This window comes from Pseudomonas sp. S2_C03, assembly GCF_054668405.1.
Genome location: NZ_CP162766.1, coordinates 1387335 through 1401817, shown reverse-complemented (window position 1 = coordinate 1401817; position 14483 = coordinate 1387335). Strand labels below are relative to the sequence as shown.

The following is a 14483-nucleotide window of genomic DNA, read 5'->3' as shown; positions in this document are numbered from 1 at the left end:
CATCCTAAGTGATGTGGTACTTCTTTCATGCAGCACGTTTAATGCTTTCGGAGGACACTGTCATGCGCCGTCTGATCATTCTCTCGTCACTTGTGTTGTGCTTACCTTTTGGCTCGGCTTTCGCGAAAGTGGATGCGGGCGATGTCGCCACATCGGCCGGTGTCTCCGCGTCGCTGTATTCAACCTTCAAGGACCATAAACTCATGATCCCTGCCCGGGACGACGCCTCCAGCTTCGTGGCCAGCGGCGGCGCGATTCGTGGCGTTTACCTGGAGTCGGTCATGCAGCAAATTCGCCAGGACAATCCTGGGCTGAATGCCAGCGACGAAGACCTGGCCAGGGCAATCCTGATCCAGGACGGCACCGCCGCCGGCCAATAGCGATAGAACAATCGCGGTGGGGCTTGTGACACTTGGATAGCGTTTCCAGCCCTGCTTCGCGTTGTCTTCGTGGATCCGATCAACGCGCCCAGCCGGCAACCAGTTGCGCACTGATGCTGACGCCGCCGCACACCACGATCACCACGTCATGGGCACCGGCAATGGCCGGATGGTCCAGATACGCAATGGCCAGCGAGACGCCACACGCCGGCTCCACCAACTGACGCAAATCGCTGGCGTAACGCACCACGCCCATGATCGCCTCGTCATCGCCGAGCACCACGCAGCGATGAGGAAAGTCGAGGATATGTTGCACTGGCCACGCCGCCACCTGCGCCGCGCCCAGCGAAGTTGCGACAGTGTCGATCCGAGATAACCTGACGGGATGCCCGGCCTTCATCGCCGCTGAAAAAGACGCCGCGCCCAGCGTTTCGCAGGCGATGATGTGGCAATCCAGACGGCCATGACGAATCAGCCCGGTGAGCAATCCGGCCAGCAATCCGCCGCCGCCGACTGATGTCACCAGCGTATCAACCTGCGGACAGTCTTCGAGGATTTCATCGATCATTGTGCTGTGGCCCTCCCACAACACCGGGTGATCAAATGCCGGAACGTACTCGGTTTCTGCCCCAAGGCAGAGCTCCTTCGCGCGCTGATTGGCGTCGTCCCAGACCTTGCCGTGGACGATCACTTCGGCACCCGTGGCGCGAATTTTGGTTCGAGTGGTTTCCGGCGTGGTATGTGGCACCACGATACAGGCCTGCAAATCCAGACGGGCCGCCGCCACCGCCGTGGCAAAACCGGCATTGCCACCCGAGGGGCACACCACTTTGCGCTTGCCTGCCGCCTTGGCCTGGCTGCACAACAGCCCCATACCCCGCAGCTTGAATGAGCCGCTGGGTTGCAGGTTTTCCAGTTTGAGCCAGATCCGCCGGGTGGCCGTAGAGAGGGTCGGGTGCAGGATCAGGGGTGTTCGGATGTGCAGCATGACAAGGCTCCAAAAGCACCTTAATCAAGTCTAGTCCACCCTGACACAGAGCTGACCCCGCACGGCATTTCAACGATACCGGGGCGCCGCCGTGGAACTGCCGAACAGTCCCGAAAGCGTTCGGCGCTGCGCCTCGTAAAGGTCCCACTGCTGGCCATCATGCAAACCGGGAATCGTCACCACCTCGCCATTGGCGAACCCTGCCAGTGCAGCGTCTACCATGTCTTCGGCGGACATGACGATCTCCTGTGGCAGGTTTTCCACCGGATTGCCCGCCTCGCTCCAGAAGTCGGTGGCGGTGGCGCCGGGCAGCACCGCTTGAACATGAATGCCCTTGTCGGCCAGTTCATGATGCATGGATTGACTCAGGCTCAGCACGAATGCCTTGGTGCCGCCGTACACGCCATTGAGAATTTCCGGGGCAATGGCCACGATCGAGGAGATATTGATCACCGCGCCGGTGCCACGGGCGACGAACCCCGGCACGACTGCGTAGGCCAGGCGCATCAACGCTGTGACGTTAAGGGTGATCATGTCTTGCATGTCATCCACCGGACTGCCCAGCAAGGGCATGACGCCACCCACCCCGGCGTTGTTGACCAGCAAGGTGATGCTGGCGTCAGTGCGCAGCAGGTCCTCGACCCTCAGCAGGTCGGAGGGATCTTTGAGATCGGCGGCGACCACCTCGACCGTCCGGCCGGTTTCATTGCTCAAATGGGTCGCCAGCGCATTAAGTCTGGTTCGGCTGCGGGCGACCAGGATGAGGTCGTAGCCCTGACGAGCGAGACGGTCGGCGTAGACCGCGCCAATCCCGGAAGAAGCGCCAGTGATGAGCGCGGTGCCCTTGGTTGAAAGCGTCATGGTCAATTTCCTTCACGATTAGGCGATCATTCGCCGGATGTGAACGTTATAAATCGACTGACACTTGGCTCAAATGACGTTTAAAGTACGTTTTCCGGACATACAGCTTGAGGATATCGACATGACAGGCGTGGCGTTCGTGGTATTTGAGGGGTTCCAGTCCATGGCGCTGGCGGCGATGCCGGTGTTCGAATACGCCAATTTCAGCGCGGGTGAAACGTTGTATGACGTGAGCGTGGTGTCCGAGAAAGGGCAAGTACTGCAGGCTTCCGGGGGATTGAGTGTCGGAACCCAGGCGTTCGATGAGCGGGTATTCGATACCGTCATCGTGGTCGGTGGCGACGCCATTCTCGAGCAGGCTCCCGAGGGTGTTTTGAACTACCTGCGTGCCAGCGTGAAAACCGCCCGGCGTACGGCGTCGATCTGCTCCGGAGCCTTCGTGCTGGCCCAGGCCGGCTTGCTCGACGGTCGCCGGGCGACCACCCACTGGGCTTACGCGCGGGAGCTTCAAGCGAGGTTTCCGAAGATCAAGATCGAGGAAGATCGCATCTACGTGATCGACGGTTCGATCTGGACCTCTGCGGGCATGACCGCCGGCATTGACCTGGCACTGGCGATGGTCGAAAAGGACCACGGCGCCGAACTGGCCCGTTCCGTCGCGCAGAAACTGGTGATGTACCACCGCCGCGCGGGCGGTCAGTCCCAGCATTCGGCGATGCTGGAACTGGAGCCCAAATCCGACCGCATCCAGACCGTACTCGGCTATGCCCGGGAGCACCTCGCCCAGGCGCTGTCAGTGGAACAACTGGCGGACGTGGCGCGCCTGAGCCCGCGCCAGTTCAGCCGGGCATTTCGTGCCGAAACCGGCCAGTCGCCGGCCAAGGCCATCGAAAACCTGCGCCTGGAAACGGCGCGGCAGATGCTGGAGCGCGGGCGTTTGACGCTCGATCAGATTGCCGCCGAAACGGGGTTCAAAGATCGACGGCGGATGCGCGAGGCATTTCTCCGGGCCTTCGGCCAACCGCCGCAGGTGATCCGCCGCAGCGCCCGCCTCGCCCTGTAGGAGCGAGCTTGCTCGCGATGACGGCGAGCCAGCCACCACCCATGTGCCAGATCTATCGCCATCGCGAGCAGGCTCGCTCACAGAGTGCAATGAGATTCAGCTGGCAATTGCGTTAAGCATCAGCCGCCCCGTGTCATCTCGCTGCACACCCACCCCCTCATAACTCGCCATAGTCGCATGCGCCGTTTCCAGTGGATGTTCATGGGTCGATGTCATGATCAACAAATCAGCCCCCGCCGCCTCCGCTGCCAATATCCCCACCGTGGCATCTTCGAAAATCAGGCATTCGGTGATGTCGACGTCCAGACGCCTGGCCGCCAGGCGATAGCCCATCGGATCGGGTTTGCCGGCGCTGACATCCTCTGCCGTGACCATGACCGCAGGCTCGGGTATCCCCGCCGCCGCCATGCGTCGCAGCGCCAATGCCCTGGGTGCTGAAGTGACGATGGCCCACTGCCGGGCTGGTAACGACTGGAGGAACTTCGCCGCGCTGGTCACCTCGACAATGCCTTCGACATCCTCGATTTCTGCCTGGGTGATCCAGGCGGCCTCAGCTTCGGCATCGATGCCGGGAAGGCCCTGGCGGTTGATGGTATCGATGGCGCGGGCGCCGTGAATGGTCGGCAGGAACGACGCAACATCCACGCCATGGCGCTGGGCCCAGACGGTCCAGATGCGCTCGGCGGCGGCGATGGAATTGAGGACGGTGCCGTCCATATCAAACAGAAAGGCGCGATAGGGTTTGTTAAAGACTGACAAGGGTGCACTTCCTCTGGCGGTAGCCGGACGGTTGATGCCCGGCAATGTAGCATTTGCCAGCGGCGAAACTCACCTTCTGACCGGTCCGGACTTCAAGGCACCCTCGACGCAATCGAGCATCTGCCCCAGCGCCCAGGGTTTCTTGATGAACGACACGTCGTGTCGGACACCGGAACTTTCCGGCGTTTCGAAGCCCGACATGATCATGATCGGCTTCTCGGGCCAGCGGTCGCCGAACTGGTTGGCCAGGTCGGCGCCATTGAGTGCGCCGGGCATGGTGATGTCCGTCAACAGCAAGGCCACCCTGTTTGCATGCTGCTCCAGATAGTTGGCTGCATCGTCGGCGCTGACCTGTGGTTCCACTGCAAAACCTTCCTCCTGAAGAATCTCGCAGAGAAACTCCAGGATCAACGGGTCGTCCTCGACGACCAGAATCAACCCGTCCGGAAGGTTCTCGTTCACCTTCGATACTGGACTCATGATTTTGCCACTCCCTGAATACCTGATGATTTCGCGGTCTCAACCCGCTGCTTACAGGTATGAGCAGCGGGTTGCGCGGAAATTCACTTTTGATACAGGCAGGGGTGAAAATCAAGTTTTAGTCAGGTCAGTGGGTTCACTGCGACATCGCATCCTTCTTCATGGCGTCTTTGGACATGGCATCTTTTTTCATCCCGTCCTTGGACATGCTGTCCTTTTTCATCGAGTCCTTGGACATTGCATCCTTGGACATGCCGTCTTTTTTCATGGCGTCCCTGGACATTGCATCCTTGGACATGGAGTCCTTGCTCATGCTGTCCTTGCTCATGGTATCCGCGGCAAAAACACTGGCGGCGCCCATGGCCAGGCACATGGACAGAACGACGGTGGTCAATTTTTTCATGATCAAACTCCTTGAAGCACAGGTTGCGAATGAGCGCAGCACACGCTGCGCGGTGAATGCGTCGGGCGCCGTCAGCTGCCACCGAACCAGTTGTAGCCCTGGTCTTCCCAGTAGCCGCCGCTGTAGGTGTTGCTGACGAAAATCGCCTGGATGTGTTTGGGATTCTTGTAGCCCAGCTTGGTAGGCATGCGCAGCTTCATCGGGAAACCGTATTCACGCGGCAGCACGGCGCCGTCGTAGGTCAGCGCCAGAATGGTTTGCGCGTGGAGCGCAGTGGCCATGTCGATGCTGGTGTAGTAATCGTCGGCGCACTTGAAACCAACATATTTGGCGTCGGTGTCAGCGCCTACGCGCTTGAGGAAATCGCTGAAACGCACGCCGCCCCAACGCCCGATGGCGCTCCAGCCTTCGACGCAGATGTGTCGGGTGATCTGGTCTTGCTGCGCCATCGCGCGCAACTCTTCCAGACGCCAGCTGCGCTTGTCGGCGACCCGCCCGGTGACCTCCAGGCGAAAGCTCTCTTCCTCCACGGTCGGTGCCTCGTCGATACCGTAGAACGCGTTGAAGGGAAACGGCCGAGTGATCATCGACGCCGGATAGGTGGGTGCCATCGCATTGGGATTGAACAGCCAGCCCTGTACCCGATCGTTTAGCCGGGACATCGATGACAATGCGGTTTCGACGCTTTCGTTGTCAGTGATGTTGCAGCCGGACAACAGCGCCACACCGCCGAGTGTCAGGCCACGCATGAGGAACGAACGGCGCGAGCGATCCTCGATCTGCGGGGCGATGATCTTGCGGGCATCCTTGAGGATGGAGTCTTCGTCCAGGCCTTCAATGCGCTTTTTCATACAGGCTCCTTGCGACCGACGATCATGGCCAGCAGCGTTTTCGGGACCAGCGCGACCATCAACAGGTGCACCGCGACGAAGGCGACCAGCAGCGCCATGGCAATGAAATGCACATGCCGCGCCGCTTCGTAGCCACCCAGCAATTCGCGCAGCAGCGCAAACTGCACCGACTTCCACAACACCAGGCCGGACATCACCAGCAGCGCAATGTCGAGTACCACGAACAGGTAGGCGAATCGCTGCACCTGATTGTAATGGCTCAGGTCCGCGTGCCCCAGTTTCCCGCGCAAGGCGGCCCACAGGTCATGCAGCACTCCTTTGGGGAAACCGGGAAAAAGCGGCGTTTGAAGCGACCGCTGAACAGGTTGATGATCAGGTAGATCAGGCCGTTGATCGCCAGAAACCACATCGCTGCGAAGTGCCACTGCAAAGCACCGCCGAGCCAGCCACCCAGGGTGATCGACTTCGGGAAACTGAATTCGTAGAGCGGCGAGGCGTTGTAGATCCGCCAGCCGCTGGTGACCATCACCAGCACCGCCAGCGCATTCAGCCAGTGGGTCAACCGCAGCCAGCGCGGGTGGCTGGCCCTGGGTGCAACAGTTGACGGCGACATGTCCGGCTCCAGTGATTGTTGTTCGTTGGGGGCGAGTATGGAGGGGGATTTGTCGCCAAATCCTCACCGAAAGTTAACTTAATTGTGATGAATGGATACCTGTACCAAGCTCGCTCCTACGGGGATTGGTGGTTAAACTTGCGTCCCCCCGCCATCTGCCGACCCCGAATCAATGAACACTCAAGCCCTCACCACCCTCCACGATCACCTGCTGACCGCACTGGCAACCGCCCCAGCGGAAACCCGCCGACTGTTTCACGGTCGTGGCCGCTGCTGGCCGGGGCTGGAACAGTTGACCGTCGACTGGATGCAGGGCGTAGTGCTGGTGTCGCTGTTCAAGGAACCCGAGCCTGCGCATCTCGAGGAGTTGAAACAGCGGCTGCTGGAGCTGACCCGATCAGTGCAGTGGACGCAGTCGGGCGCGCATACCCTGGCGCTGCAACATCGCTACCTGCTGCAAAGCACCACCGAGTGGCTGGTCGGGGACGTGATCGAGGACATGACGATCACCGAGGGTCGCCTGCAATATCGGGTCGATCTGGGCCGTAAACAGAACACCGGGTTGTTCCTCGACATGCGTTACGGCCGTGATTGGGTGCGCGCCAACGCCCAGGGCAAACGCGTGTTGAACCTGTTTGCCTACACCTGCGGATTTTCGGTGGCGGCCATTGAGGGTGGCGCCGAACACGTGGTCAACCTCGACATGTCCAGCCCGGCGCTGAACCGTGGCCGCGACAACCATCGGCTCAATGGCCACGACATGAGCAAGGTCAGTTTCCTCGGCCACGACCTGTTCAAATCCTGGGGCAAGGTCATCGGCAAGGGGCCATACGATCTGGTCATCATCGACCCACCGTCTTTCCAGAAAGGCAGCTTTTTGCTGACCAAGGATTACCAGCGGGTGTTGCGCCGCCTGCCGGAACTGCTCACACCCGACGGCAGCGTTCTGGCCTGCATGAACGACCCGGCGTTCGGCGCCGATTTCCTCATCGACGGTGTCACCCGTGAAGCGCCGGGTTTGCAGTTCGAGCAGCGCCTGGATAACCCGCCGGAGTTTCCCGATGCGGATGCCGAGTGCGGGTTGAAGGCGCTGGTGTTTCGTCGCTGATCAGCCCAGCCGTTCACGCACGTATTCACTGACTTTGTGGGTCAACTGGTCCAGATGCCGATCGCGCTGTTTTTCGGCATCGATCATGGCGCGCTTGCCGTGGCGTTGCAGCAGGTAGGTGTGAATCTGCCGCACTTCCAGCGAGCTGTAGATCGACGTGGTGTCGAGCAGCCCTACCCGCCCCGCCGAGCGATAGTCGCGGGTACTCATCAGCACCTGGGTGCCACGGGCACCCAGCAGCGCAAAGCCCATCGACTCGAACCACGGCACCTTGGCCACGGCGCAGGCCAGCTCGGCGTGGGGATAACGAGCCACCATCTCGCGTAGCATCCTGCGCGCCACGCCCTGGCGCCGATGGCCTGCCTGCACGGCCATGTAGGCCACGCTGCACGCCTCGGGATCATCCTGGGTCGGCAGATAGAGCAGAAAGCCCGCTACCGTATCCGGGTCGTCCACGTCCGTGGCCACGATCAACTCCACCGCGATCCCCTTCGCTCCGCTCAGCGCTTCCAGATACAGGTGCACCTCATAGCCGATCGTGTACTGGTACACGTTGTACAACAGGTTGCTCGGCGGGATGGCGACCATGCTGATGTCGGTCAGATTATCGACCACCATCTGCAGGATCTGGCTGGACAGGTGCTCGGGGCACGGGGTTTTGAAGTGGGTGATCTGGAACATGAAAGGCACTGCTCTGAGGCTGACGCGAAGGTGCCTATCATAACGTGCTTGAGGCTGATCGTTCCCACGCTCTGCGCGGGGACGATCACTTCACGCCTGTCTCACCACTGGTAAGTCGCACTCGCCTGCACGGTGCGTTGCGCGCCGTACCAGCACCACGAGTACGAATAGCAGGTGGACACGTACTCTTTGTTTGCCAGGTTGCTGGCATTCACGGCCAAGCGCAGGTTGTCCTTGAGGCTCATGACATTGGGGATGTCGTAGTGCACCGCCGCGTCCACCAGCGTGTAGCCCGGCACCTTCAACGTGTTGGCGGCATCGCCCCAGGACGAACCGACGTAACGTGCGCCAGCCCCGACGCCGAAGCCTTTGGCGGCGCCGTCGTGGAAGGTGTAGTCCGCCCAGACCGACGCTGTGTGGCGCGGAATGCCGTACGTGATGGTGCCTTTGGCCGACACGGGCGCGCCCACGGCAACGTCGGTCAGCGGCGCGTAGTTGACGGTGCTGTTTGACTTGGTAATGCGGTTGTCGAGGTAAGCATAGGCCGCCGTGATGTCGAGGTTGTCATTGAGGCTGGCCTTGCCTTCCAGCTCAAAACCTCGGGAGCGCACTTCACCACTTTGCTCCTGGCAACGGCCATTGCCGCAGAGGTGCGTCGGGTCCGGATCGAGCGTCGGCACGTTGGTCTGCGTCAGGTCGAAGACCGACGCGGTAATGAAGCTGTTGCTGCCCGGTGGCTGGTACTTGATACCCATTTCATATTGCTTGCCCTCAGTCGGCTTGAACACCGAGCCGCCGTAGCCGGTCCCCGACTGCGGTTCGAAGGACTCGGTGTAGCTGATGTAGGGTGCCAGGCCGTTGTCGAACAGGTAGACCAGGCCCACGCGACCGGTGAACGCTTCGCTGTCCAGCGAGGTTTTGGTCTTCACATTTCTCTGCAGATTCAGTGAGCTGTTGTGGTTGGTCGCCCAGTCATACCGCCCTCCCAGCAGCAAAACCCATCGGTCCCACTTCAGTTGGTCCTGAAGGTACAGGCCTTTCTGCTGGTTACGCTGGGTGGCGTCGGTGGTGTAGGCCGGCGTGGTGACTGGAGCACCGTACACCGGATCGAAAATATCCAGGGTCGGGCCGGTACCGAAACCGGATTTGGTATCAGTGCTGGTGTTCTGATAGTCGCCCCCAAACAGCACGGTGTGCTGCACCGGGCCGGTGTCGAACTTGGCCTGGGCCTGGTTATCCACGGTATAGGAGTCCAGGTTGACATCGGTGGCGATGGTCGACCGGTTGGACGTGCGGTAATCGGCGCGCAGGTTGCTGTGGTAGAGGCTGCGATACTCGCCCTCGCTGCGCAGGTAGCGGGCGTTCTGGCGCAGGGTCCAGACATCGTTGAGGTGGTGCTCGAACAGGTAACCGACAGAGAAATACTGGCGGTCGCTCTTCTCGAAATCCTCATCGCCGTCATAGAAGTCAACATCGATGTCCCGGCCTATCGGGCTGTCGAGTACCGAACCCCATGCGGGCATCGAACCGTAGGACGCGGCTTTCGGGTCTTTCTGGAAATGCCCGAGCAGGGTCAGCGAGGTGTCGTCGCTCGGCCGCCAGGTGAAGGACGAGGAAATCGCCTGACGCTGGGTTTCGGTGTGTTCGAGCTGGCCGTCGGCCTCGTCGTACAGGCCGGCCACCCGATAGGAATAGACCCCTTGATCATCCAGCGGGCCGCTCAGGTCGAAGGTCGTGCGTTTCTTGTTGAAGGTGCCGTACTCGACGCCGATTTCATGGAACGGCGTGTCCAGCGGCCGCTTGCTGACCATGTTGACCACGCCGCTCGGGCTGGCCTGGCCGTAGAGCACCGACGATGGGCCGCGCAGCACGTCCACGCGCTCAAGGTCGAACGAATCCTTTTGCGGCGACGCGTCCCGGCTGCCGGGCATGCGCAGGCCGTCCAGGTACACCGCCGGAGAGAACCCGCGAATGGTCATCTGGTCCAGGCGCGAGGCCGTGGAGCCACGACTTTCAGTGACCACGGCGGCGGTGTAGCGCAGGATCTGGTTGAGGCTTTCGGCGCCTTGGGCGCGCATCTGGTCCTTGGTCACCACCGAGATCGACTGCGGGGTTTCGATCAGCGCCGCATCCGTCTTGGTCGCCGACAGCGAGCGGGTTGCCACATAACCTTTCACCGGGCCGGTCGGGCTTTCGCTGGCATAGGCCCCGTTGATGTTGGTCGCCTGTAACTCCAGGGAGCCTTCCACCGGTTCGGGTGCAGGCTCGATGCGATAACGGGTGTCCGAGAGCGCGATGGCATTGAGACCAGTGCCCTGGAGCAATCGGGCCAGTGCCTGGCGGGTGCTGAAGGAACCGTTCAGGCCGTTGCTGCTTTTGCTGCGGGTCAATGCCGGGTCGAAGGCCAATGCCAGGCCCGCTTGCTCGGCCAGGCTGTTGAGTGCCTGGCTCAGATCACCGGCAGCAATTGAAAAACTGCGTACTGCGCTGGCGTGGGCACCAGGGACCGAAGGTTCAACCGCCAGCAGCGGTGTTGCGACAAAAGCCATCGCCACTGAAAGCGCCAGTGGGTGCAACGGACGAACAAAGCGTGACATGGGAAATCCTGCGAAAGGTTAGGCATTACTAACCATGACGGCCATGTCGAAAAAAGAGACAAGGAATGCGATCGATTTGCATTAAATTCTTTCTACAGCCACCTATTACCCTGTAGGAGCGAGCTTGCTCGCGATGGCGGTGTGTCAGTTGCATTTAAGCTGGCTGACACACTGCCATCGCGAGCAAGCTCGCTCCTACAGAAAGGTGTGATTCAACCGCTAGCGCCGCTTCACCACCACCAACCAATCGGTAAACCGTTCCACATGAATGGGCAGATTGTCCGCCAGGGTGGCCAGTGCTGCGTCGGTGTCGTCCAGGCGGAACACGCCGGAAACCCGCAGGCCTTGCAGCGCCTGTTCGTCGAACCGCACCAGGCCGTGCCGATAGCTGGCCAATTCGTGCAGTACTTCGCTCAAGGGTCGGTCGTCGACCTTGAGCAGGCCACGGGTCCAGGCATCCGGGCTGGCGTTGCCGATGGCTTGCGGTTTAGCCACGTCGCCGTCGCGAAGAACGGTCTGCTCACCCGCCTTGACGTTCACTACCTCCCCCGCCCTGGGTTTGGCGGCAACCACCGATTCGAGCACGCTGACCACCGTCGAGCCATCGGCATCACGCTTGACCAAATACCGAGTCCCCAGCGCGGTGGCCGTGCCTTGGTCGGTGCGCACCACGAACGGACGTTGGGCATCCTTGGCCACCTCGACCCACAACCCCCCGGAGAGCAATTCGATCACGCGCTGCTGGCCATCGAATTTCACGTCCAGCGCCGAGTCGCTGTTGAGCTGAACATGGCTGCCGTCCGACAGCACCAGTTCGCGCCGCTCACCGACGCCCGTACGTTGGTCGGCGAGCCAGACCGGCAGGTTATCCAGGCCGATCCAGCCACACATCAACACCCCCAGCAACGCCACAGCCTGCGCACCGCGAGCCGCCATCGTCGGCCGCGGCCGGATAAAGGCCTGCTTGAGGGCGACACGCGCCGGCGCCACCGGCAGTTCATCGAGACTGCCCAGCAACTCGCGCATACGCTCAACAGCCAACGCGTGAAGCGGGTCAGCCTCGCGCCAGAGTTCGAACGCCTCGCGGTCGGCATCCGTCGACAGGTCATCGTGCAGCAAGGTCAACCAATGGGCCGCTGCGTTGATCATGCGATCGGAGGGTTGCTCGAAGGCGTTCAAGGTTGGTCCGCGCTGTACAGGGTGTTGTAGCAATGCACGAGCGCACTGGCGACGTAGTTCTTGACCGTGCTGGCCGAGACGTTCAGCTCGATTGCGATCTCGCTGTAGGTCAGGCCATCGAGACGGCTGAGCAGGAATGCCTCGCGGGACTTGGTCGGCAACCCGGCGAGCATTACAGCGATTTTTTCCAATGCCTCCAACGCCACATGGACCGCCTCGGGGTCCGGCATGCCGGCCTCCTGCGCCTGGATCGCCAAGGCTTCAAGGTAGGCTTGCTCAATGCGACGACGTCGAGCGCCATCGATCAACAGGCGCCCCGCCATCGTCGCCAGGAACGCCCGCGGCTCCTTGATGGTGTGCGGTTCGGCAAGGCTGAGCACACGGATGAAGGCGTCATGGGCCAGATCGGCCGCGCGTTGCGAGCAGCCGAGTTTTTTCGTAGCCAGCCGTGCAACCAGCAATGGTGTGCGCTGTAAAGGTCGGTGAAGGTGCGCTGACGGCGGGAAAAATCATCCTCGGCCACGGAAACATCGGGCATACGAAAAAATTTCTCAAATAAGAAAGATTACCAGTCGCGTAAACGATGACAGCAAAATCATGGCAGGGCAAGCGATCAGATCAATGACAACGCCACTATTGCTGTGGCGCGACCATGCGAAAGCGGATGTTGATGTCATTGGAGACCACGGTGTCGGCAAACTCGCCCTCTCCGATCTTGAAATCGCTGCGCCTGAGGGTCAGTTGGCCGTCGAAGATGCCGATGGATCTATCCGCCTTGAGCAGCACCGGCACGTCTACTACCTGGGTGATGCCCCTGATGGTCAGCGTGCCGGTAATCAGATAGCGGCTGTCGCCGAGGGCTTTCACCGCCGTTGAGGCGAACGTCGCCACGGGTGAATTGGCCGTGTCGAACCAGGCCGGTTTTTTCAGCTCTTCGTTCGCGTCACTGCTGCCGGCGTCAATGCTGTCGAGCTCGATGATCAGCCCGGCATGAGCCGCCGAAGGGTTGGTGGTATCGAAATCCAGCGTGCCCTCGAAACGGCTGAAGGTGCCGTAAACCCGCGAGCTGAATTGGTTATAGGTGAAGGACAGTGTGCTGGCCGTAGCATTGACCTGCGTGTATTCGACGGCATTGGCGCAGGAGAACGCGCCGCAGGCCAGCGCAGCAACCCAGAGGGCGGAGCAGGAAAATCGAGGCTTCATGGGATTCTCCGATCTTGCGCTGCTTGCCTGCGCCGGTGTGGGTCAGTTCGTCGAACGCATTGATTTGATCAGGTTGCTGCGCAGTTTTACAACCGACTGTTGCAGTTGCACGAACTCTGCCGAAGTCAGCCCGGTGGCCTCGGCCAGCCCGCTTTCCGGCTGGTTCTCGCGCAGCGCCCTGCCCTGTTGGGTCAGATTGATCCGCACCTGCCGCTCGTCCTCGGGGTCACGCTGGCGTTGCAGGTACCCCATCGCCTCCAGTTTTTTCAGGATCGGCGTGAGGGTGTTGGATTCCAGGAACAACTTTTCACCCAGGCTGCCGACGGTCTGATCGTCGGTTTCCCAGAGCGCCACCAAGGTGATGTACTGCGTGTAGGTCAGCCCCAGTTGTTCGAGCAATGGCTTGTAGGCCTTGCCGAATGCCAGGTTGGTGGAATAGACCGCAAAGCACAGGAACTCGGAGAGCTTCAGGTCGGAGGGATCTGGCTTTGCATTGGCGTTCATGGGCTTCCTCGATAACAGGATATTCGCGTTCGGCCGACTATACGTCGTACGCGACAGTGTCGGAAGTGTGATAACGACATACGCCGGCTCAATCTGGAGGATCGAACCGGCGGATGCTTTCGACTTTATTCACATACGCTTTTGTCGTATGCGATTTTTACACTCGAAAAATCAGGCCGTCAGCACGTTCAATTCCACGTCGATGTTGCCACGGGTGGCTTTGGAATACGGGCAGATCTGGTCCGCCGTATGCGCCAGCCGAGTCGCAACCTCGTGCGACAGGCCCGGTACGCGCAAGGTCAATCGCGCTTGAAGGAAGTACTCCGAGCCACCCTGCCCCAGGTCGACTTCGATGTCCACCGACAGATCTCCAGGCAACACAACGTTCAAGTCATTGGCCACCAGTCCGACCGCTGCGGTGTAGCACGCCGACCACGCACCCGCGAACAGTTGCTCGGCAGTCGGGTGTGGCTGGGTGGCGGCGAACACATGAGCAGGTTTGGCGCTGCCCGGCGTCGACAAGGTAATGTCGAGAGTGCCGTTGTGGCCGCGTGAGGTGTTGCCGGCGGCGCTGGCGGTGGTGTGGGTTTTGCCGGTGGCCAGCACTTTTTCGATCTTGCTCATGGGGTGAATCCTCTGTAATGCAATGGGTTTGAGTTGTTATCGTATTCGACTAAATTGCATGCGATGTATTAATACTCGTCGTAACCGTCGGCAGTGTCAATAGCTGGTAAGCCGATCAGACGACCAACGGTATGGCCTGGTTTTCTGTCGGACAAAAAAATGGGCCACCCCTTCCAGGGCAGCCCATTG

The 14483-nt window shown here is 60.7% G+C and carries 15 protein-coding genes and 2 pseudogenes; 3 read left to right on the top strand and 14 right to left on the bottom strand.

The window, feature by feature from the left end; translation table 11 throughout:
* Positions 1-62: 62 nt before the first annotated feature.
* Positions 63-380 carry a DUF2388 domain-containing protein gene (locus AB4N64_RS06385; RefSeq protein WP_368559276.1) on the top strand — a complete coding sequence of 106 codons (318 nt, stop codon included), beginning with the start codon at positions 63-65 and terminating at the stop codon, positions 378-380.
* 79 nt (positions 381-459) lie between these two features.
* Here the strand turns inward: AB4N64_RS06385 and AB4N64_RS06380 are convergent, their stop codons facing one another.
* A complete protein-coding gene (locus AB4N64_RS06380; protein ID WP_460123063.1) occupies positions 460-1368 on the bottom strand; it encodes a pyridoxal-phosphate dependent enzyme in 909 nt (302 codons plus the stop codon).
* Between the two features lie 69 nt (positions 1369-1437).
* On the bottom strand, positions 1438-2229 hold the full coding sequence (locus AB4N64_RS06375) for an SDR family NAD(P)-dependent oxidoreductase (RefSeq protein ID WP_460123060.1): 792 nt from the start codon (positions 2227-2229) through the stop codon (positions 1438-1440).
* A gap of 121 nt (positions 2230-2350) precedes the next feature.
* Between AB4N64_RS06375 and AB4N64_RS06370 the strand changes: the two genes are divergently transcribed.
* Positions 2351-3292 carry a GlxA family transcriptional regulator gene (locus AB4N64_RS06370; protein WP_460123057.1) on the top strand — a complete coding sequence of 314 codons (942 nt, stop codon included), beginning with the start codon at positions 2351-2353 and terminating at the stop codon, positions 3290-3292.
* Between the two features lie 96 nt (positions 3293-3388).
* Here AB4N64_RS06370 and AB4N64_RS06365 read toward each other — a convergent pair whose 3' ends face one another.
* The 5 genes and pseudogenes from AB4N64_RS06365 to AB4N64_RS06345 form a co-directional block, all read right to left on the bottom strand.
* Complete coding sequence (locus tag AB4N64_RS06365) at positions 3389-4051, bottom strand: HAD-IA family hydrolase (protein WP_460123054.1); 663 nt, start codon at positions 4049-4051, stop codon at positions 3389-3391.
* A gap of 69 nt (positions 4052-4120) precedes the next feature.
* Positions 4121-4531 (bottom strand): response regulator, encoded by a 411-nt coding sequence (locus tag AB4N64_RS06360; protein WP_460123051.1) that lies wholly within the window; start codon positions 4529-4531, stop codon positions 4121-4123.
* 136 nt (positions 4532-4667) lie between these two features.
* Complete coding sequence (locus AB4N64_RS06355; protein ID WP_460123049.1) at positions 4668-4934, bottom strand: pentapeptide MXKDX repeat protein; 267 nt, start codon at positions 4932-4934, stop codon at positions 4668-4670.
* Between the two features lie 71 nt (positions 4935-5005).
* A complete protein-coding gene (locus tag AB4N64_RS06350; RefSeq protein ID WP_460123047.1) occupies positions 5006-5785 on the bottom strand; it encodes a molybdopterin-dependent oxidoreductase in 780 nt (259 codons plus the stop codon).
* Positions 5782-6398, bottom strand: a pseudogene (locus tag AB4N64_RS06345) (cytochrome b/b6 domain-containing protein). Before AB4N64_RS06345 ends, AB4N64_RS06350 begins: the two are co-directional and overlap by 4 nt.
* Positions 6399-6570: 172 nt before the next feature.
* Here AB4N64_RS06345 and AB4N64_RS06340 point away from each other — a divergent pair.
* Entirely contained in the window at positions 6571-7506 is a 936-nt protein-coding gene (locus AB4N64_RS06340) for a class I SAM-dependent methyltransferase (RefSeq protein ID WP_460123045.1), read from the top strand.
* On the opposite strand, the gene AB4N64_RS06335 is transcribed toward AB4N64_RS06340, so the two are convergent.
* From AB4N64_RS06335 to AB4N64_RS06305, 7 genes and pseudogenes are all read right to left on the bottom strand, one after another.
* Positions 7507-8187, bottom strand: a complete 681-nt coding sequence (locus tag AB4N64_RS06335) for a GNAT family N-acetyltransferase (protein WP_460123043.1) — start codon at positions 8185-8187, stop codon at positions 7507-7509.
* Positions 8188-8288: 101 nt separating this feature from the next.
* Positions 8289-10784, bottom strand: a complete 2496-nt coding sequence (locus AB4N64_RS06330; RefSeq protein ID WP_460123040.1) for a TonB-dependent siderophore receptor — start codon at positions 10782-10784, stop codon at positions 8289-8291.
* A gap of 219 nt (positions 10785-11003) precedes the next feature.
* Positions 11004-11933 (bottom strand): FecR family protein, encoded by a 930-nt coding sequence (locus AB4N64_RS06325; RefSeq protein ID WP_460126632.1) that lies wholly within the window; start codon positions 11931-11933, stop codon positions 11004-11006.
* Positions 11934-11959: 26 nt separating this feature from the next.
* Positions 11960-12501 (bottom strand): annotated as a pseudogene (locus AB4N64_RS06320) (sigma-70 family RNA polymerase sigma factor).
* A gap of 95 nt (positions 12502-12596) precedes the next feature.
* A complete protein-coding gene (locus AB4N64_RS06315; protein WP_460123037.1) occupies positions 12597-13166 on the bottom strand; it encodes a YceI family protein in 570 nt (189 codons plus the stop codon).
* 42 nt (positions 13167-13208) lie between these two features.
* Positions 13209-13670, bottom strand: coding sequence for a MarR family winged helix-turn-helix transcriptional regulator (locus AB4N64_RS06310; protein ID WP_460123034.1), 462 nt, complete (start codon positions 13668-13670; stop codon positions 13209-13211).
* Between the two features lie 171 nt (positions 13671-13841).
* Complete coding sequence (locus AB4N64_RS06305; RefSeq protein ID WP_460123031.1) at positions 13842-14294, bottom strand: Ohr family peroxiredoxin; 453 nt, start codon at positions 14292-14294, stop codon at positions 13842-13844.
* Positions 14295-14483 lie beyond the last annotated feature (189 nt).

Coding starts and splice junctions, on each gene's coding strand:
- AB4N64_RS06385 (WP_368559276.1), top strand. CDS start 63: ATGCGCCGTCTGATCATTCTCTCGTCACTTGTGTTGTGCTTACCTTTT.
- AB4N64_RS06380 (WP_460123063.1), bottom strand. CDS start 1,368: ATGCTGCACATCCGAACACCCCTGATCCTGCACCCGACCCTCTCTACG.
- AB4N64_RS06375 (WP_460123060.1), bottom strand. CDS start 2,229: ATGACGCTTTCAACCAAGGGCACCGCGCTCATCACTGGCGCTTCTTCC.
- AB4N64_RS06370 (WP_460123057.1), top strand. CDS start 2,351: ATGACAGGCGTGGCGTTCGTGGTATTTGAGGGGTTCCAGTCCATGGCG.
- AB4N64_RS06360 (WP_460123051.1), bottom strand. CDS start 4,531: ATGAGTCCAGTATCGAAGGTGAACGAGAACCTTCCGGACGGGTTGATT.
- AB4N64_RS06355 (WP_460123049.1), bottom strand. CDS start 4,934: ATGAAAAAATTGACCACCGTCGTTCTGTCCATGTGCCTGGCCATGGGC.
- AB4N64_RS06350 (WP_460123047.1), bottom strand. CDS start 5,785: ATGAAAAAGCGCATTGAAGGCCTGGACGAAGACTCCATCCTCAAGGAT.
- AB4N64_RS06340 (WP_460123045.1), top strand. CDS start 6,571: ATGAACACTCAAGCCCTCACCACCCTCCACGATCACCTGCTGACCGCA.
- AB4N64_RS06335 (WP_460123043.1), bottom strand. CDS start 8,187: ATGTTCCAGATCACCCACTTCAAAACCCCGTGCCCCGAGCACCTGTCC.
- AB4N64_RS06330 (WP_460123040.1), bottom strand. CDS start 10,784: ATGTCACGCTTTGTTCGTCCGTTGCACCCACTGGCGCTTTCAGTGGCG.
- AB4N64_RS06325 (WP_460126632.1), bottom strand. CDS start 11,933: ATGATCAACGCAGCGGCCCATTGGTTGACCTTGCTGCACGATGACCTG.
- AB4N64_RS06315 (WP_460123037.1), bottom strand. CDS start 13,166: ATGAAGCCTCGATTTTCCTGCTCCGCCCTCTGGGTTGCTGCGCTGGCC.
- AB4N64_RS06310 (WP_460123034.1), bottom strand. CDS start 13,670: ATGAACGCCAATGCAAAGCCAGATCCCTCCGACCTGAAGCTCTCCGAG.
- AB4N64_RS06305 (WP_460123031.1), bottom strand. CDS start 14,294: ATGAGCAAGATCGAAAAAGTGCTGGCCACCGGCAAAACCCACACCACC.